The organism is Pseudomonas sp. Pseusp10, from assembly GCF_059492225.1.
Map to the genome: position 1 here is coordinate 1,010,732 of NZ_CP168528.1, position 18,043 is coordinate 1,028,774.

The following is an 18,043-nucleotide window of genomic DNA, read 5'->3' on the forward strand; positions in this document are numbered from 1 at the left end:
GGCGGGTGTGTCAGTTATCGCTCGTGTACATAAGTGCCCGGTGCAGCTTCGCCCGCCGGGTAGGCTTTGTTGCCCAGTTTCAGCGGAGCTTTTTTCAGGTTGCCCGAGCGCTGGGCCTGCCAGGTCTGCCAGTGCAGCCACCAGGAATCGGTGTGCTTGGTGGAGTTCTCTTGCCACTCCTCGGCAGTGGTCGCCATTTCGGTACTGGTCATGTAACGGGATTTCGGATTGCCCGGCGGGTTCAGGATGCTCTGGATATGCCCGCTGCTGGACAGCACGAATTCAACATTGCCGCCGAACAGTTGCGCCGACTTGTAGCAGGACTTCCACGGAGTGATGTGGTCGCTGGTGCCGGCCAGGGAAAAGATGTCGGCCGTCACCTGCTTCAGGTCAATGGCGGTGCCGCACACTTCCAGTGCATTCGGGCGAATCAATGGGTTGCTTTTGAACATTTCGATCAGATCGCCGTGGAACGCTGCCGGTAACCGTGTGGTGTCATTGTTCCAGAACAGGATGTCGAAAACCGGCGGTTCGTTGCCCAGCAGGTAGTTGTTGACCCAATAGTTCCAGATCAGATCGTTCGGACGCATCCAGGCGAAGACCTTGGCCATGTCCTTGCCTTCGAGTACTCCGGCCTGATACGAGTGGCGCTTGGCGGATTCGAGAGTCTGTTCGTCGACGAACAGCGCCACGTCACTGTCCAGGGTGGTGTCCAGTACGCTTACCAGCAGGGTGAGAGCATTAACCTTGCTCTCGCCGATCGCGGCGTAGTGGCCCAGCAGCGCGGTGCAGGTGATGCCACCGGAGCAGGCGCCAAGCATGTTCACGTCTTTGCTGCCGGTGATGGCGGTGACCACGTCGACCGCTTCCTTGAGCGCCTCGATGTAGGTCGACAGGCCCCACTCGCGCTGCTCCTTGGTCGGATTTCGCCAGCTGACGATGAAGGTCTGCACATTGCTGCGCAGGCAGAAGCGCGCCAGGCTCTTTTCAGGGCTCAGGTCGAACACATAGAACTTGTTGATCTGCGGCGGAACCACCAGCAATGGACGCTCGTAGACCTGTTCGGTGATCGGCTTGTACTGGATCAGTTCCAGCACATCGTTGCGGAACACCACCGCACCTTCGGTCACGCCGAGGGTTTTGCCGACCTCGAACGCACCCATGTTGACCTGGCTCGGCATGCCGCCGTTGTGCACCATGTCCTTGGCCAGATGCGAGAGACCATCGAGCAGGCTTTTACCGCCGGTTTCGAAGAAGCGCTTGACCGCTGCCGGATTGGCGGCGGTGTTGGTTGGAGCCATGGCTTCAGTCACAAGATTGATCACGAAGTGGCCACGGGCAACGTCTTTGGGCGAGAGGTTACTCTCATCGATCCAGTCGTGGAGTTCCTTGCGCCACGCCAGGTAGGTTTGCAGATAACGTTTGTAGAGCGGGTTCTGGCTCCAGGCCGGATCCGCGAAGCGACGGTCATCGCTGGTCGGTTGAAGCTCGGATTTGCCGAACAGCACGTTCTTGAGTTCAAGGCCGAAATGAGCGACATGCCTGGCGCTGTGCACCGGTTGTTTGATGGCCTGCCTGAGCACCATTCGAGCAGAACCCAGTAGATCTTTTCCACGCAGCCCAACGACAGGATTCAGTCCCAAGGTGTTTTCCGAGGCCTGATACTTCAAGTCATCGTTATTCTTGTTACTCATCTACGACGCTCCATTGTCCTGAGACGAGTACCGGGGTCCTGCTGTGTAGTCACACAGCCAATGCCAGGTACTACTGCTCGGGTGACCGTTAATTCTGCATCGCTGCTTTTTAATTCACAGAGAGCACTGCAGGGAACTTGCCAGTTCCATTGGTTACCCGAGTTTAATTTTTTTCGCAAGCAGGCCAATGACTGACCTCGCGGCCAAGCATTCAAACAGATGAAATTAGAAAATGCCCTCTAAAGAGCAAGAGGCTCGGATTAGAGCATCAGCTTGACGACGGATTCGTTCGGGTCGCGGGTTTTTCCGGCGGCTTTCAGCTCGGCCAGATAGTCTTCCCAGAGTGCGTCATAACGTCGCGCCAGTTCGTAGAGATATTCCCAGGTGAACAGGCCGCTGTCGTGACCGTCATCGAAGGTCAGTTTCAGTGCGTACTGACCGGCCGGTTCCACTTTGGTCAGGCCTACGTTGATCTTGCCAAATTGCAGGATGGGTTTGCCGTGGCCCTGGACCTCGGCGGAAGGAGAATGCACGCGCAGGAACTCGGCGGGCAGGGTGTATTCCTCGCCGGACGCGTATTTCAGCGACAGGGTTTTCGAGGCTTTGTGCAGCTTGATGTCGGTGGGGAGTTGGGTCATGAACGCCGTTCCGTTTTGGATGGAACCCTGTAGGAGCGAGCTTGCTCGCGATGGTCGATCAGTTGCATCAATGTCGACTGACACACCATCGCGAGCAAGCTCGCTCCTACAAGTATGGCTTACAGGATATAACGGGACAGGTCTTCGTTCTGCGCCAATTCGCCCAGGTGGCTGTTGACGTAGTCGGCGTCGATCAGGATCACCTTGTCGTCATGGACACTGGCCAGGTCGCCGGCGCTGAACGACACCTCTTCAAGCAGGCGCTCAAGCAAGGTGTGCAGGCGACGGGCGCCGATGTTTTCGGTTTTCTCGTTGACCTGCCAGGCGATCTCGGCGATGCGCTTGATGCCGCTCGGCTGGAACTCGATGCCCAGGCCTTCGGTTTTCAGCAGTGCGCAGTATTGCTCGGTGAGCGAGGCGTGAGGCTCGCTGAGGATGCGTTCGAAATCTTCAGGGCTCAGGGCCTTGAGTTCGACACGAATCGGCAGACGGCCTTGCAGCTCGGGCACCAAGTCGCTCGGCTTGCTCAGGTGGAACGCACCGGAAGCAATGAACAGGATGTGGTCGGTCTTGACCATGCCCAGTTTGGTGTTGACGGTGCAGCCTTCGATCAGCGGCAGCAAGTCACGCTGCACGCCTTCGCGGGACACATCGACGCCACCGGAGTTGCCACGCTTGGCGACCTTGTCGATTTCGTCGATGAACACGATGCCGTGCTGCTCGACCGCTTCCAGGGCCTTGGCCTTCAACTCTTCATCGTTGACCAGGCGGCTGGCTTCTTCGTCACGCACCAGCTTGAGCGCTTCCTTGACCTTGAGTTTGCGGCTCTTGCGCTTGCCCTTGCCCATGTTGGCGAACAGGCTCTGCAACTGGTTGGTCATTTCTTCCATGCCCGGTGGCGCGGAGATATCGACGCCGGCCATTTCGGCGACTTCGATCTCGATCTCCTTGTCATCCAGCTGGCCTTCGCGCAGGCGCTTGCGGAACAGCTGGCGGGTGTTGGAGTCGGCAGTCGGGGCGTCGTCGTTGCTGAAACCCATGCGTGCCGGTGGCAGCAGGGCGTCGAGGATGCGCTCTTCGGCGGCATCTTCGGCGCGGTGGCGAACCTTGACGATTTCCTGTTCGCGCAGCAGCTTGATCGCGGCGTCGGCCAGGTCACGAATGATCGACTCGACATCGCGGCCGACATAGCCGACTTCGGTGAACTTGGTCGCTTCGACCTTGATAAATGGCGCATTGGCCAGTTTGGCCAGGCGACGGGCGATCTCGGTTTTACCGACACCGGTCGGGCCGATCATCAGGATGTTCTTTGGCGTGACTTCAACGCGCAGCTCTTCAGGTAGCTGCATGCGGCGCCAGCGGTTGCGCAGGGCAATGGCGACGGCGCGCTTGGCATCGTCCTGGCCGATGATGTGGCGGTTGAGTTCGTGGACGATTTCACGGGGAGTCATGGACATAATATTCAGTGGACCTCAAGCAAGAATGAGCCGTGGTGCGGTGGCTGCACGGACTTACTCGGCGCAGTCCTGCTCCTCAATGGTCTGGGTGTGGTTGGTGAATACGCAGATGTCGCCGGCGATGCCGAGAGCTGTTTCGACGATTTCCCGGGCTGACAGGTCGGTCTTTTTCAGCAGTGCGCTGGCGGCGGCCTGGGCGTAGGCGCCACCGGAACCCATGGCGATCAGGCCGTCTTCCGGTTCAACCACATCACCGTTGCCGGTGATGATCAGGGAGGCGTCTTTGTTGGCGACCGCAAGCATGGCTTCGAGACGGCTCAGGGAGCGGTCGGTGCGCCATTCTTTGGCGAGTTCGACAGCGGCGCGCACCAGGTGACCCTGGTGTTTTTCAAGCTGGCCTTCGAAACGTTCGAAGAGGGTAAAGGCGTCAGCGGTAGCGCCGGCAAACCCGGCGATGACCTGGCCGTGGTACAGGCGACGAACTTTTTTCGCGTTGCCTTTCATCACGGTATTGCCGAGGGAAACCTGGCCGTCGCCGCCCATGACGACTTTGCCGTGGCGGCGAACTGAAACGATGGTGGTCAAGGGAAGAGTCTCCACGCAGCGGGGGCGAAAATGCCTTATGCCCATTCATATGGGGGTGGTGGAGTGGATTTCAACTGCGTAGCGGAAGAGGGGACGAGTGGTGCTCAGCGATGGTGACAGGTTGCCGCTGAAACAATTGTGGCGAGGGAGCTTGCTCCCGCTTGGCTGCGAAGCAGCCACAAACACAGTCTCCACGGTCTGTCTAGTGAACCGTGGTTGCAGGTTTTGGGAGTGCTGCGCACTCCAGCGGGAGCAAGCTCCCTCGCCACAAAAGCAGCTATTTGCTAGTCATTATTGATTTCAGCGGCTCTGGCGTTGTTGTAACAACAGATTGCTGAAGCCCGCGCCGGCCAGTTGTTTCTGGGCGGTGGTCAGTTGTTCGCGGTTGCTGAACGGACCGACCAGCACCCGATACCAGGTTTCGTCCTTCACCGTGCCGGACTCAACCGAGACAGCCTGACCCAGCAGGATGATCTGCGCCCGCACCTTGTCCGCATCGGTTTCTTTGCGGAACGAACCGGCCTGCAGGAAAAATTTCGTCACAGGCGCGGCCTTGACCGGTGGTGCTGGCGGAGGCGTGATCCCGGCCAGGGCTGCCTGGGCGCGAGCCGTGTCGATCTTCGCCGCTTCGGCCGGGGTGACCGGCGTTGTCGGGATGGCCGGCACTTGCGGCGTCGGCAGGGTTTTTTCCGGCACGGCATCCGGCGGCACGATGACTTCCGATTCCGGCAGCAAGGTGTAGAAGTCGTACTTCGGTTTCACCGGTTGCGTCGGGCTCGGCGGGGTCTTGTTGGCCTCGGCGATCTTGCTGGCTTTCTGCTGTTGCTGTTGCTCGACTTTTTCACGCTTGACCGTGTCGCTGCCCTTGCCCGGTTCCAGCTTCATCAGAAATACGATGAACGCGCCGACCGTCAGGCCGATGGCCATCCACAGCCAGCCCGGGATCGGTTGCTTTGCAGGAGCTTGGTAACGGCTGGCGCCACGCTTGGGTGCAGGTTTTTTCTTGGCAGCCAACTTACATACGCTCCAGAGTTTCCAGGCCCAAGAGTTCCAGGCCTTGCTTGAGGGTGCGCCCGGTCAGCGCGGCGAGGCGCAGGCGGCTCTGCATCTGTGCCGGGGTATCGGCGGCGAGGATCGGGCAGTTCTCGTAGAAGCTGGAGAACAGGCCGGCGACGTCGTACAGGTAAGTGCAGAGGATGTGCGGGGTGCCTTTTTCGGACACGTTGTTCAGGGTTTCGCCAAACTGCGCCAGTTTCGCTGCCAGCTCATGTTCATGCGCCGCTTCGAGGACGATTTGTCCTTCCACTTCGCTGAAGTCCTTGCCGAGTTTGCGGAACACGCCGGCCACGCGGGTGTAGGCGTACAGCAGGTACGGCGCGGTGTTGCCTTCGAAGTTGAGCATCAGGTCGAAGTTGAAGCTGTAGTCGCTGGTGCGGTGCTTGGACAGGTCGGCGTATTTCACCGCGCCGATGCCCACCACCTTGGCGATGTTGCGCAGCTCGGCTTCGGCCAGCTCCGGGTTCTTGTCCTTGACCAGCGTGTAGGCGCGCTCCTGGGCTTCGGTCAGCAGGTCGATCAGCTTCACGGTGCCGCCATCACGGGTCTTGAACGGACGGCCGTCAGCGCCGTTCATGGTGCCGAAGCCCATGTGTTCCATTTCCATCGGATGGGTCACGAAGCCAGCCTTGCGCGCTACGGCGAACACTTGCTGGAAGTGCAGGGCCTGACGCTGGTCAACGAAGTACAGCGCGCGATCGGCCTTGAGCTTGCCGCTGCGGTAGCGCACGGCGGCCAAGTCGGTGGTGGCGTAGAGGTAGCCGCCGTCAGCCTTGACGATGATTACCGGCAGCGGGTCGCCATCGGCGTTCTTGAACTCGTCGAGGAACACGCACTGGGCGCCGTTGCTCTCGACCAGCATGCCCGCCGCCTTCAAGTCGTTGACCACGTTGATCAGGTCGTCGTTGTAGGCGCTTTCGCCCATCACGTCGGCCATGGTCAGTTTGACGTTGAGCAGTTCGTAGATCTTCTGGCAGTGGGACAGCGAGATGTCCTTGAACTTGGTCCACAGTGCCAGGCACTCGGCATCGCCGGCCTGCAGCTTGACCACCAGGCCGCGGGCGCGGTCGGCGAACTCTGCGGACTCGTCGAAGCGTTGCTTGGCGGCGCGGTAGAAGTTCTCCAGGTCCGACAGCTCGTCGCTGGTGATCGGGTTTTCCTGCAGATAAGCCATCAGCATGCCGAACTGGGTGCCCCAGTCGCCGACGTGGTTCTGACGGATAACGGTGTCACCGAGGAATTCCAGCACGCGGGCCACGCCGTCGCCGATGATGGTCGAGCGCAGGTGGCCGACGTGCATCTCTTTGGCCAGGTTCGGTGCCGACAGGTCAACCACAGTGCGCTGCAGTGGGCCGGTTTTGCGTACGCCGATGTTGGCGTCGGCCAGGGCCGCGTCCAGGCGCGAAGCCAGGGCATCGGTGTTCTGGAAGAAGTTCAGGAAGCCAGGGCCGGCGATTTCGGTCTTGGAGATGTTTTCGTCAGCCGGCAGCGCGGCAATGATTTTTTCCGCCAGGTCACGCGGCTTCATGCCCGCAGGCTTGGCCAGCATCATCGCGATGTTGCTGGCGAAATCGCCGTTCTTCTTGTCGCGGGAGTTTTCCACCTGGATCGCCGGCGACAGGCCTTCAGGCAACACACCTTCGTTGACGAGTTGGGTGATGGCTTGTTGGATCAGCTGGCGAATGGTGTCTTTCATGGTCTTCTCTTTCGACCGCAGGCGCGGCGGCGCATCATGCGCTGGTGGAAAAACTGGGCATTATCCGTTGCGAAGACGGGCTTGCCAACCTTAGCAGGCAGGATGTGGATGTGTGGTGACAATTTGACCGCAATCGCGAGCAAGCTCGCTCCCACAGGTTTTGTGGTGGACACAAATTGTATTTCCACTGAAAAGCCATTGTGGGAGCGAGCTTGCTCGCGATTACGGTTTTGAAATCAATACAAATCCACAGGATCAACATCCAGCGACCAGCGCACCGCCCGCCCGCTCGGCATCTGCTCCAGCACCAACAACCAGCTGGCAAGCAATCGATGCAACGGTGCCCGGGCCGTAGCCTGCAACAACAACTGCGCACGATAGCGCCCGGCCCGGCGCTCCATCGGCGCCGGCACCGGTCCCAGCAATTCGATGCCGGTCAGATTCTGCTCGGCCAGCAAACGTTCGGCCTCGCTGCACGCCTCATCGAGGAAACCTTCGGCCTGGCCCGGTTTGTGCGCCTCGGCCCGCAACAGCGCCAGGTGTGCAAACGGCGGCAGCCCGGCCGCACGACGTTCGCTCAAAGCCTGCTCGGCGAAGGCGAAGTAGCCTTGCTCGGTCAGTTGCACCAGCAGCGGATGGTCGGCCAGGTGCGTCTGGATAATCACTTTGCCCGGCTCTTCGGCGCGACCTGCGCGGCCGGCGACCTGGACGATCAACTGAGCCATGCGCTCGCTGGCGCGGAAGTCACCTGAGAACAGGCCGCCGTCGGCGTCGAGGATCGACACCAGTGTCACCCGTGGAAAGTGGTGACCTTTGGCAAGCATTTGCGTGCCGATCAAAATGCACGGCTGACCTTTTTGAATGGTCGCGAACAACTGGTTCATCGCGTCCTTGCGCGACGTGCTGTCGCGGTCGACCCGCAGTACCGGATAGTCCGGGAACAGGATCGCCAGGCGTTCCTCGGCCCGTTCGGTGCCGGCGCCGACGGGGCGCAAATCGACCTTGTTGCACTTCGGGCACTGGCGCGGCACGCGTTCGACGTAGCCGCAATGGTGGCAGCGCAACTCGCCGTGACGCTGATGCACGGTCATTCGCGCATCGCAGCGCTGGCACTCGGACATCCAGCCACAGTCATGGCACAGCAGGGTCGGGGCGAAGCCGCGGCGGTTGAGGAACACCAGGACTTGTTGCCCGGCGGCCAGGGTCTGGCCGATGGCTTGTTGCATGGGGCCGGAGATGCCGCTGTCCAGCGGGCGGCTTTTGACGTCCAGGCGCAGGAAGCGTGGCTGTTTGGCGCCGCCGGCGCGCTCATTCAGGCGCAGCAGCCCGTACCGGCCGGTGTAGGCGTTGTGCAGGCTTTCCAGCGAAGGGGTGGCGGAGCCGAGGACAATCGGGATGTTTTCCTGTCGCGCCCGCACCAGTGCCAGATCGCGGGCGTGGTAGCGCAAACCTTCCTGCTGTTTATAGGAGCCGTCGTGCTCTTCGTCGATGATGATCAGGCCGGGGTTTTTCATTGGCGTGAACAGGGCCGAGCGGGTGCCGATAATGATGTCGGCCTCACCGTCTCGGGCGGCCAGCCAGGCATCGAGGCGTTCGCGGTCATTGACCGCCGAATGGATCAACGCGATGCGGGCATTGAAACGCTGCTCGAAGCGCGCCAGGGTCTGCGGGCCGAGGTTGATTTCCGGGATCAACACCAGTGCCTGCTTGCCGGCCTCAAGGGTTTCGCGGATCAACTGCAAATAGACTTCGGTCTTGCCGCTGCCGGTGACGCCGGCCAGCAGGAATGCGTGGTAACTGTCGAAGCCGGCGCGAATTGCCTCATAGGCGGCACGTTGCTCCGGGTTCAGCGGCAGTTCCGGTTGCGCCAGCCAGTGTTCGTGGCGTACGCCCGGGGCGTGTCGGCGGACCTCGACCTGCACCAGTTCCTTGGCCAGCAGCAAATCCAGGCTGTCCTTGCTCAGCATCAGTTTGCTAAGCAGTTGATGGGCGACGCCGTGGGGATGCTGGGCCAGCGTGGCCAGGGCTTCGCGCTGGCGCGGGGCGCGGGCGATGCGCGGATCATCGAGGCTGGCGCCCGGCGCGGCGGACCAGAAGCGTTCCTGGCGCGCTTCGGCCAGCTCACCCTGGCGCAGCAGCACCGGCAGCGCCCAGCTCAAGGTGTCGCCGAGGCTGTGCTGATAATACTGGGACGTCCACAGGCACAGCTTGAACAGCGTGGGCGGCAGCGGTGGCGTGGCATCGAGCAGGGCCAGGGCCGGCTTGAGTTTCTCGGCCGGCACTTCGCTGGTGTTGGTGACTTCCACCAGGATCCCGATCATCTCGCGCCGGCCGAACGGCACCCGCAAGCGCATGCCGGGGTGCAACTGGGCGCGCAGGACGCCGGCCGGAGCACGGTAATCGAACAGGCGGCGCAGCGGCGAAGGCAGGGCGAGGCGCAGAATGGCGTCGGGCACGCGGGGATCTCGATCAGCGGAAGATAAAAGCGGGGTTGCATGTCCCCTGTGGGAGTGAGCTTGCTCGCGATAGCGTCGTGTCAGGCAACATATATGCTGACTGACACGCCCTCATCGCGAGCAAGCCCGCCCCCACAGGGACCGCGTATTGGGCCGGGAGCCTAGCAGACGGTCGGTCTCAGGGACAGCTTGCGTGAACGGGATTGTCTGGTAGAATCCGCGGCCTAATTACGTGCGGTATTCAACAATAGTGTTGGGTGGCGGCACGCTAGCCCGAGGAAAACACCATGAAAGCTGATATCCATCCAGAATACCCGGCAGTTGCTGTTACCTGCAGCTGCGGCAACAAGTTCGAAACCCGTTCGACCTTCGGCAAAGCCCTGGCGATCGACGTTTGCAACGAATGCCACCCGTTCTACACCGGTAAGCAGAAGACTCTGGACACCGGTGGTCGCGTTCAGAAGTTCGCCGACCGTTTCGGTGCTTTCGGCGCGAAAAAGGCCTAAGGCCGATCAACTTGGGAAGCCGCTGCGGTTTTTCCATGCTGATGAAAAAGGCGTCCCTTGCGGGCGCCTTTTTTATGTCCGCGATCTGGCTTTCCGCCGCCCAGGCCTTTTGCCCGGCCCCCGGCGATCTGGCCAAGGTTGCGGTGCAGCGAGTCGTGGATGGTGACACCCTGCGCTTGAGCGATGGTCGCAGCGTGCGCATGATCGGCTTGAACACACCGGAGCTGGGCAAGAAGGGCCGCTCCGACGAGCCGTTCGCCGTGGCGGCGCGCAAGCGACTCGAAGCCCTGGTGGCGGCGAGCGACGGGCAAGTCGGTTTGCTGCCAGGCAAAGAAAGCCAAGACCATTACGGCCGCACCCTGGCCCACGTCTACGGTGCCGATGGCGCCAACCTCGAAGCGCAAATGCTCGCCGAAGGCCTGGGTTTTCAAGTGGCCGTGGCACCGAATGTCGATCTGGTCGCCTGTCAGCAAGCGGCTGAGCGCAGTGCGCGTCAGGCCGGGCTCGGGTTATGGCGCCAGTCACCTATACTGAAAGCGGAGCAGATCACTAACTCCGGTTTTGCCGTGCTCAGCGGTCGTGTGAGCAAGGTGCAGCGTAATCGCGGCGGGGTTTGGATCGAGTTGCAGGATTCGGTTGTATTACGCGTTGCACCCAATCTGCTGGCGCGTTTCGATGTGAATTCGCTGGAAAGTCTCGCGGGCAAGCAAGTCGAGGCGCGCGGCTGGGTGCTGGATCGCTCGCGCAAAGGTGGTCTCAAGGAGGGGCAGGCGCGCTGGATGTTACCCTTGACTGATCCGGCGATGCTCCAAGTTGCGCAGTGATAAAAAATTGTAGACATTTTTTCTTTCGATTGTGAACAGTCTATCCCTTATGTTCCGTGGCTCTTGGCCCAAAGTCGTAGGGCAAGGCGCTTGACAGGGGTGACCGGTCAGTCTTGTGGGGACTTTGCGAGGCGCGTATCCTCGCTGACCAGTCTGTCCAACAGTAAAAGCGGAATGCCAAAATGTCTGATCTGAAAACTGCCGCTCTCGAATATCATGCCAATCCTCGTCCAGGGAAGCTGAGTGTCGAGCTCACCAAGGCCACTGCTACCGCTCGCGACCTGTCGCTGGCCTACAGCCCGGGCGTAGCCGAACCAGTACGCGAGATCGCCCGCGATCCTGAACTGGCCTACAAGTACACCGGCAAAGGCAACCTGGTTGCAGTCATTTCCGATGGCACCGCGATTCTCGGCCTGGGTAACCTCGGCCCATTGGCTTCCAAGCCAGTGATGGAAGGTAAAGGCGTACTGTTCAAGCGCTTCGCCGGCATCGACGTTTTCGACATCGAAGTCGACTCCGAAAGCCCGCAAGCCTTCATCGACACCGTCAAGCGCATCTCCATCACCTTCGGTGGCATCAACCTGGAAGACATCAAGGCACCCGAGTGCTTTGAAATCGAACGCGCTCTGATCGAGCAATGCGATATTCCGGTATTCCATGATGACCAGCACGGCACCGCGATCGTGACGGCCGCCGGCATGATCAACGCCCTGGAAATCGCTGGCAAAACCCTGCCGGAAGCCAAGATCGTCTGCCTGGGTGCCGGTGCTGCTGCCATCTCCTGCATGAAGTTGCTGGTGAGCATGGGCGCCAACATCGAAAACATCTACATGGTCGACCGTACCGGCGTGATCCACTCCGGTCGTGACGACCTGAACCAGTACAAGGCTGTGTTCGCTCATGCGACCGACAAGCGCACCCTGGCTGACGCCCTGCAAGGCGCTGACGTGTTCGTAGGCCTGTCCGGCCCGAACCTGCTGAGCCCTGAAGGCCTGCTGTCCATGGCGGCCAACCCGATCGTGTTCGCGTGCTCCAACCCTGATCCGGAAATCTCCCCGGAGCTGGCACACGCCACCCGTAGCGACGTGATCATGGCCACCGGTCGTTCCGACTACCCGAACCAGGTCAACAACGTACTGGGCTTCCCGTTCATCTTCCGTGGTGCCCTGGACGTTCGCGCCAAGCGCATCAACGAAGAAATGAAAGTGGCTGCGGCCAACGCCCTGCGTGAACTGGCCAAGCTGCCAGTGCCTCAGGAAGTGTGCGACGCCTACGGCGGCATCAAGCTGGAGTTCGGCCGTGAGTACATCATTCCGAAGCCAATGGATGCCCGTCTGATCACCCTGATCTCCGATGCCGTGGCTAAAGCCGCCATCGAGACCGGTGTGGCGACCCTGCCGTATCCGAAGAACTACCCGCTGAAAAGCGTGGATGACGTGTTCAACGGCTAAGCTGTTGTAGCGTTCAACCGAAAACCCCGGCTCTTGATTGTGCCGGGGTTTTTTTATGCCTGTGGTTTTTGTGGTGTCTGTGACGACCTCTTCGCGAGCAAGCCCGCTCCCACATTGGAACGCATTCTCCTGTGGGAGCGGGCTTGCTCGCGAAGAGGCCGGACCCATCAATGCAAAACTGGCAGGCAATAAAAAGCCCCGCATTTCTCTCGAAGGCGGGGCTTTTCATCATTGCTGCAATCAGAACAAATCGATCGGCGCCGCTTCATCCGCCGGCAGCGGGCTACCCGGTACATTGCCGTTGCCCAGTTCGTTGACCGACGGGGGCGTGTCTTCAGCCTTGAACAGCTCGAAATAGGCGCCAGGCGTGCCCGGGCTGGCTGCGCGCCCGCTGACCGGGTCGACTCGAAGGCTCAGGATGCCTTCCGGCTCTGGCTGCGTGTGCGGCGGTTTGCCTTTGAGCGCAGCGCCCATGTAGTTCATCCAGATCGGCAGCGCGACGGTGCCGCCGAATTCCTTGCGGCCCAGGCTTTCCGGCTGATCGAAACCGGTCCACACGGTCGTCACGTAATCGGCGTTGTAACCGGAGAACCAGGCGTCCTTCGATTCGTTGGTCGTGCCGGTCTTGCCGGCAATGTCAGGGCGGCCCAGGGCCAGCGCGCGGCGACCGGTGCCGAGCTTGATCACGTCCTCAAGCATACTGTTGAGAATGAAGGTGGTACGTCCGTCGACGATGCGTTCGGCCACGGCCGGAGCTTGTGGCGCCGGCGTGGTGCCCGGGGCTTCACCCGGCGTCACGTTGACCGTGAAGGCCTCGGCGACCGGTGCAGCAATGCCGTCACTCGCTGCGCCACCCTTGGGCACGCTTGGCGGGTTGGCGACGAACAGCGTGTCGCCGTTGCGGCTTTCGATCTTGTCGATGATGTACGGGGTGATCTTGTAGCCGCCGTTGGCGAAGGTGCTCCAGCCGGTGGCGATTTCCATTGGCGTCAGGGTCGCGGTGCCCAGCGCCAGGGACAGGTTGGGTGGCAGGTCCTGTTTGTTGAAGCCGAAGCGAGTGATGTAGTCGATGGTCTTGCCTACGCCCATCGCTTGCAGCAAGCGGATCGACACCAGGTTGCGCGACTTGTACAGCGCTTCACGCAGGCGAATCGGGCCGAGGAAGGTGTTGGTGTCGTTCTTTGGACGCCAGACCTTGTCCAGGTACTCGTCGACGAACACGATCGGCGCGTCGTTCACCAGGCTGGAGGCGGTGTAGCCGCTATCCAGTGCGGCGGCGTAGACAAACGGCTTGAAGCTCGAGCCCGGCTGGCGCTTGGCCTGCAATGCGCGATTGTAGTTGCTCTGCTCGAAGGCGAAACCGCCGACCAGCGCACGAATAGCACCGTTCTGTGGGTCCAGGGACACCAGCGCGCCCTGGGCCTGCGGGATCTGGCTGAACTTCAGCGAATTGTCCGGCTGACGCTGCACGCGAATCAGATCGCCGACCTGGGCCACGTCCGATGGTTGTTTCGGATTGGCACCCAGGCTGTTGGTATTCAGGAACGGCCGGGCCCACTTCATGGTGTCCCAGCTCACGTGTTCCTGGCCGGTGCGAGTCAGCACTTGCAGGCCGTTCTTGTCGACCTGGGTCACGATGGCCGGTTCCAGGCTGCTGATGGTGCGTTGTTTGGTCAGCTCGATTGCCCAGGCTTCGCGAGTCTTGCCCGGCAGCCGCGACTCGGGGCCGCGATAGCCGTGGCGCTGATCGTAGGTCATAAGGCCTTCGTGGACCGCGGTGTTGGCCAGTTCCTGGAGGTCGCTCGGTACGGTGGTGGTGACGCGGAAGCCTTCGGTATAGGCGTCGCTGCCATAACGTCCGACCATTTCGGCACGGGCCATTTCGGCGATGTACGGGGCGTTCACTTCCGGGGTCGGCACGTGATAGCTGGCGTTCAGCGGTTCGTTGATCGCCGCGGTGTAATCGGCCTCGGTGATTTTGCCGAGCTTGTACATGCGCCCCAGGATCCAGTCGCGACGCTCCTTGCTGCGCGCCGGGTTGGCCAGCGGGTTGAAGCGCGACGGTGCCTTGGGCAGGCCGGCAATCATCGCCATCTGCGCCAGGCTGACATCGCGGATCGACTTGCCGTAATACACCTGTGCCGCCGCCTCGATGCCGTACGCACGGTTACCCAGGTAGATCTTGTTGACGTACAGCTCGAGGATCTCGTCCTTGGTCAGCTGCCGTTCGATCTGCAGGGCCAGGAGAATTTCGGTGGTTTTGCGCGAGAAGCTGCGTTCGCTGCTCAGGAAGAAGTTCTTCGCCACCTGCATGGTGATGGTGCTGCCGCCGGACTGGATGTGTCCACTTTTGACCAGCTGGGTCGCGGCACGCATCAGGCTGCTCGGATCGACGCCGTAGTGGTTGGCGAAATTATCGTCTTCAGCACTTAGTAACGCATTGATGAAATTGGGGGGAATGTCGGCGAAACGGATCGGCGTGCGGCGCATTTCGCCAAATTCTGCGATCAACTTGTTGTCGCTGCTGTAGACCCGCAATGGAATCTGCAACTGGATGCTTCTCAGCGCCTCCACGGACGGTAACCCGGGACTAAGGTAAAGGTACGCCCCGCTCAGACCCAGAAGGAGTCCGCAGAAAACCGCGACGAAGGACCAACCGAAAAACTTCAGCAGACGAATCAAGGCTTTTGGACATCCAGGGCAAAAATGAATTGGGCAACAGGGTTCAGGCTAAATGAGAACGACCCGCGCTTGAGCAAATGCGGACAAAAAACGCTGGGCATTATAAGCATTTTTCTGATCGGGAGCGTGGTCGGCGCTGCTGTCAAGACGGGTGGATTGAACGCAATGGACATTGCAGAGTCCGTAACTCACGGAAAGTCATAGGGAATTGGTCGTGCTAGGACTCTTCAACAAAAAATCCGATACGTTCCTGGGAATCGATATCAGCTCAACCTCGGTGAAGCTTCTGGAGTTGAGCCGTCAGGGCGAGCGCTACCGGGTCGAGGCTTATGCGGTCGAGCCGTTGCCGGTCGGCGCAGTGATCGAAAAGAACATCGCTGAGCTCGAAGGCGTGGGGCTGGCCCTCACTCGCGCACTGGCCAGGGCCAGAACCGGCCTCAAGAGCGTGGCCGTGGCCGTGGCAGGTTCGGCGGTGATCACCAAGACCATCGAGATGGATGCCGGTCTTTCCGAAGATGAGATGGAAAGCCAGCTGAAGATCGAGGCTGATCAGTACATTCCTTATCCCCTGGATGAAGTCGCGATCGACTTTGAAGTCCAGGGTACCTCCGTGCGCCATCCGGAGCGCGTCAACGTGCTGCTCGCCGCTTGTCGCAAGGAAAACGTCGAAGTCCGCGAGGCCGCCCTGGCCCTGGCTGGGCTGACCGCCCGGGTGGTCGATGTCGAGGCCTACGCGCTGGAGCGCTCATTCGGGTTGCTGGCCAGTCGGCTCGCGGTTTCCGGGGAACCTTTGACGGTCGCAGTGGTGGACATCGGCGCCACCATGACCACCCTGAGCGTGCTGCACAACGGAAGGATTATCTACACCCGTGAACAACTGTTCGGCGGCCGGCAGTTGTCCGAAGAAATCCAGCGTCGCTATGGCCTGACGCTGGAGCAGGCGGGGGTGGCGCAAAAGAAGGGCGGCCTGCCGGATGACTATGCCGGTGAGGTCTTGCAGCCATTTCGAGAGGCGCTGGTGCAGCAGGTGTCGCGTTCGTTGCAGTTCTTCTTTGCCTCCGGCCGGTACAGCGCCGTCGACCATGTCTTGCTGGCCGGTGGTACCGCGTCGATCCCGGGGCTGGACCGTTTGATCGAGCAGCAATTGGGCACGCCGACCCAGGTCGCGAATCCTTTTTCCGAAATGACTCTGGGCAGCAAGGTCAATGGTGTTGCCCTGGCGAGTGATGCCCCGGCGTTGATGATCGCCTGTGGTCTGGCCCTCAGGAGCTTCGACTGATGGCACGGATCAACCTTTTGCCCTGGCGCGAGGAACGGCGTGAAGTTCGCCGCAAGCGCTTCCTGCTGGTCCTGGTGGCCGCAATGGTGGGCACGATGGGCGCGGTGCTGGTCGCGAACCAGGCCATCAGCGGTGCCATCGACCGGCAAGTCGCCCGTAACGATTACATCGGCAAGCAAATCGCCGAGCTCGATGAGCAGATCACACAGATCAATGATCTCAAGGTGCGCCGTCAGCAACTGGTCGAGCGCATGCGCATCATCCAGGACCTGCAAGGCAATCGCCAAATCAGCGGGCGAATATTTGACCAGTTGGCGCGCGCACTGCCCGATGGCGTGTATTTCACCGAAGTGAAAATGACCGCAGAGACCTTGTCCATCACCGGTGCCGCGCAATCCAACAACCGTGTTTCAGACTTGATGCGCAACCTCGAGGCATCAGACTGGTTCGATGCGCCGAGCCTGACCGAAGTCAAGGCCACGGCGGTCGGTCAGGTCGGGCAGGCTAACGTCTTCCAGTTGACTGTTCGCCAGACTCAACCCGCAGCACCGGAGGGGGGGAAATGAGTCCAGCCGAATGGTTCGATGAGCTGCGCAAGATCGACATCAATGAGCTGGATACCAGCAACATGGGTTCCTGGCCGCCGGCGATCAAGTTTCTGGTGGTCGGGTTGCTCATGCTTCTGGTGCTGGCCCTGGGCTACAACTTTTCCACTCGCGACCTTGAGAGCCAGCTCGATCTCAAGCGCGAGGAAGAGTCGACGCTTAAGGAACAGTTCGCTGGCAAGGCCCGCATGGCGGCGAATCTGGATCTCTACACCCAGCAGTTGAAGGAGATGGAGAACTCCTTCGGCATGCTCTTGCGACAACTGCCCAGCGACACCGAAGTGCCCGGCTTGCTGGAAGACATCACTCGTACCGGTCCGGGCAGTGGCCTGGAGTTCAAAGAGATCAAGCTGCTGCCGGAGGTCGCCAAGCCGTTCTACATCGAACTGCCGATCCAGATCACGGTCACCGGGGGTTACCACGACCTGGGCAACTTCGTCAGTGGTGTGGCCGGGTTGCCGCGAATCGTCACCTTGCACGATTTCGACCTTGCCCCCGTCAGCCCCGAAGTTGGTCCGAAACTGCGCTTGAGCATCCTCGCCAAGACCTACCGCTACAACGACAAGGGGCAGCATCAATGAGGCCGGCACGTTGTTTTTCGGCAGTGGTGTTGCTGTCTGCCCTGTCCGGTTGTGGCGCAGGCGATGACTACGACGATCTGGACGCGTACATGAACGAAATGCAGCTGCGTGGGCCGGGCAGGATTGAACCAACGCCGGTATTCCGGTCATACCCGACATTCACTTACAACGCGGCGAATCTGCGCAGCCCGTTTTCGCCGCAGATCAGCGCTGATCTGGCGGCTCAGCGCAGGGGTTCACTTAACGTCAAACCCGACCCTGGTCGGGTCAGGCAATACCTCGAAGGATTCAACATCGAGCAGTTTGAAATGGTCGGCACCCTTTCCAATGCAACGGGCTCCTATGCCTTGCTGCGCGGGGCGGGTGGGGTCCATCGGTTGAAAGTCGGTGATTACCTGGGTCGTAACGACGGACGGATCGTTGCGATCAGTGGCTCGCAAGTCGATGTGGTTGAAATTGTCCCTGATGGTCAGGGCGCATGGCTGGAACGTCCCCGGACCATCCCTTTGAAAGAGCACTCATAGTGGAACTCG

The 18,043-nt window shown here is 60.7% G+C and carries 15 protein-coding genes; 7 read left to right on the top strand and 8 right to left on the bottom strand.

Features of this window, described 5'->3' with window-relative positions:
• Positions 1-14: 14 nt before the first annotated feature.
• From phaC to ACEN8Z_RS04610, 7 genes are all read right to left on the bottom strand, one after another.
• A complete protein-coding gene (gene phaC, locus ACEN8Z_RS04580) occupies positions 15-1,694 on the bottom strand; it encodes a class II poly(R)-hydroxyalkanoic acid synthase (RefSeq protein WP_495596900.1) in 1,680 nt (559 codons plus the stop codon).
• A 260-nt stretch (positions 1,695-1,954) separates the two neighbouring features.
• Positions 1,955-2,332: a gamma-butyrobetaine hydroxylase family protein gene (locus tag ACEN8Z_RS04585; RefSeq protein WP_007999201.1), complete on the bottom strand. Its 378-nt coding sequence runs from the start codon at positions 2,330-2,332 to the stop codon at positions 1,955-1,957.
• 119 nt (positions 2,333-2,451) lie between these two features.
• Positions 2,452-3,789: an ATP-dependent protease ATPase subunit HslU gene (hslU, locus tag ACEN8Z_RS04590; protein WP_108230756.1), complete on the bottom strand. Its 1,338-nt coding sequence runs from the start codon at positions 3,787-3,789 to the stop codon at positions 2,452-2,454.
• Positions 3,790-3,843: 54 nt separating this feature from the next.
• Positions 3,844-4,374 carry an ATP-dependent protease subunit HslV gene (hslV, locus tag ACEN8Z_RS04595; protein ID WP_007975582.1) on the bottom strand — a complete coding sequence of 177 codons (531 nt, stop codon included), beginning with the start codon at positions 4,372-4,374 and terminating at the stop codon, positions 3,844-3,846.
• A gap of 300 nt (positions 4,375-4,674) precedes the next feature.
• A complete protein-coding gene (locus ACEN8Z_RS04600) occupies positions 4,675-5,388 on the bottom strand; it encodes an SPOR domain-containing protein (RefSeq protein ID WP_007999206.1) in 714 nt (237 codons plus the stop codon).
• 1 nt (position 5,389) lies between these two features.
• On the bottom strand, positions 5,390-7,126 hold the full coding sequence (gene argS / locus ACEN8Z_RS04605; RefSeq protein ID WP_495596901.1) for an arginine--tRNA ligase: 1,737 nt from the start codon (positions 7,124-7,126) through the stop codon (positions 5,390-5,392).
• A 236-nt stretch (positions 7,127-7,362) separates the two neighbouring features.
• Positions 7,363-9,582 (bottom strand): primosomal protein N', encoded by a 2,220-nt coding sequence (locus ACEN8Z_RS04610; protein ID WP_495596902.1) that lies wholly within the window; start codon positions 9,580-9,582, stop codon positions 7,363-7,365.
• A gap of 287 nt (positions 9,583-9,869) precedes the next feature.
• Here ACEN8Z_RS04610 and rpmE point away from each other — a divergent pair, with 287 nt between their 5' ends.
• The 3 genes from rpmE (at position 9,870) to ACEN8Z_RS04625 (ending at position 12,363) form a co-directional block, all read left to right on the top strand.
• On the top strand, positions 9,870-10,088 hold the full coding sequence (gene rpmE / locus ACEN8Z_RS04615) for a 50S ribosomal protein L31 (RefSeq protein ID WP_007975586.1): 219 nt from the start codon (positions 9,870-9,872) through the stop codon (positions 10,086-10,088).
• A 35-nt stretch (positions 10,089-10,123) separates the two neighbouring features.
• Positions 10,124-10,912: a thermonuclease family protein gene (locus ACEN8Z_RS04620; RefSeq protein ID WP_495596903.1), complete on the top strand. Its 789-nt coding sequence runs from the start codon at positions 10,124-10,126 to the stop codon at positions 10,910-10,912.
• 182 nt (positions 10,913-11,094) lie between these two features.
• Positions 11,095-12,363, top strand: coding sequence for a malic enzyme-like NAD(P)-binding protein (locus ACEN8Z_RS04625; RefSeq protein WP_007989306.1), 1,269 nt, complete (start codon positions 11,095-11,097; stop codon positions 12,361-12,363).
• Between the two features lie 240 nt (positions 12,364-12,603).
• On the opposite strand, the gene ACEN8Z_RS04630 is transcribed toward ACEN8Z_RS04625, so the two are convergent.
• On the bottom strand, positions 12,604-15,042 hold the full coding sequence (locus tag ACEN8Z_RS04630) for a penicillin-binding protein 1A (RefSeq protein WP_495598082.1): 2,439 nt from the start codon (positions 15,040-15,042) through the stop codon (positions 12,604-12,606).
• 217 nt (positions 15,043-15,259) lie between these two features.
• Here ACEN8Z_RS04630 and ACEN8Z_RS04635 point away from each other — a divergent pair, with 217 nt between their 5' ends.
• The 4 genes from ACEN8Z_RS04635 to ACEN8Z_RS04650 are packed head-to-tail and all read left to right on the top strand — an operon-like array spanning position 15,260 to position 18,034.
• The gene (locus ACEN8Z_RS04635) at positions 15,260-16,324 is read left to right on the top strand and encodes a pilus assembly protein PilM (RefSeq protein ID WP_495596904.1); all 1,065 of its coding nucleotides are present in this window, start codon (positions 15,260-15,262) and stop codon (positions 16,322-16,324) included.
• On the top strand, positions 16,324-16,890 hold the full coding sequence (locus tag ACEN8Z_RS04640; RefSeq protein ID WP_495596905.1) for a PilN domain-containing protein: 567 nt from the start codon (positions 16,324-16,326) through the stop codon (positions 16,888-16,890). The genes ACEN8Z_RS04635 and ACEN8Z_RS04640 overlap by 1 nt, the downstream gene beginning before the upstream one ends.
• The gene (locus ACEN8Z_RS04645; RefSeq protein ID WP_495596906.1) at positions 16,887-17,510 is read left to right on the top strand and encodes a type IV pilus inner membrane component PilO; all 624 of its coding nucleotides are present in this window, start codon (positions 16,887-16,889) and stop codon (positions 17,508-17,510) included. Before ACEN8Z_RS04640 ends, ACEN8Z_RS04645 begins: the two co-directional genes overlap by 4 nt.
• Positions 17,507-18,034 (top strand): pilus assembly protein PilP, encoded by a 528-nt coding sequence (locus ACEN8Z_RS04650; RefSeq protein ID WP_495596907.1) that lies wholly within the window; start codon positions 17,507-17,509, stop codon positions 18,032-18,034. Before ACEN8Z_RS04645 ends, ACEN8Z_RS04650 begins: the two co-directional genes overlap by 4 nt.
• Positions 18,035-18,043: the final 9 nt, after the last annotated feature.

What these genes read in the sequence shown, in the direction of transcription:
- phaC (WP_495596900.1), bottom strand. Translation starts at nt 1,694, where the DNA reads ATGAGTAACAAGAATAACGATGACTTGAAGTATCAGGCCTCGGAAAAC.
- ACEN8Z_RS04585 (WP_007999201.1), bottom strand. Translation starts at nt 2,332, where the DNA reads ATGACCCAACTCCCCACCGACATCAAGCTGCACAAAGCCTCGAAAACC.
- hslU (WP_108230756.1), bottom strand. Translation starts at nt 3,789, where the DNA reads ATGTCCATGACTCCCCGTGAAATCGTCCACGAACTCAACCGCCACATC.
- argS (WP_495596901.1), bottom strand. Translation starts at nt 7,126, where the DNA reads ATGAAAGACACCATTCGCCAGCTGATCCAACAAGCCATCACCCAACTC.
- rpmE (WP_007975586.1), top strand. Translation starts at nt 9,870, where the DNA reads ATGAAAGCTGATATCCATCCAGAATACCCGGCAGTTGCTGTTACCTGC.
- ACEN8Z_RS04620 (WP_495596903.1), top strand. Translation starts at nt 10,124, where the DNA reads ATGCTGATGAAAAAGGCGTCCCTTGCGGGCGCCTTTTTTATGTCCGCG.
- ACEN8Z_RS04625 (WP_007989306.1), top strand. Translation starts at nt 11,095, where the DNA reads ATGTCTGATCTGAAAACTGCCGCTCTCGAATATCATGCCAATCCTCGT.
- ACEN8Z_RS04640 (WP_495596905.1), top strand. Translation starts at nt 16,324, where the DNA reads ATGGCACGGATCAACCTTTTGCCCTGGCGCGAGGAACGGCGTGAAGTT.
- ACEN8Z_RS04645 (WP_495596906.1), top strand. Translation starts at nt 16,887, where the DNA reads ATGAGTCCAGCCGAATGGTTCGATGAGCTGCGCAAGATCGACATCAAT.
- ACEN8Z_RS04650 (WP_495596907.1), top strand. Translation starts at nt 17,507, where the DNA reads ATGAGGCCGGCACGTTGTTTTTCGGCAGTGGTGTTGCTGTCTGCCCTG.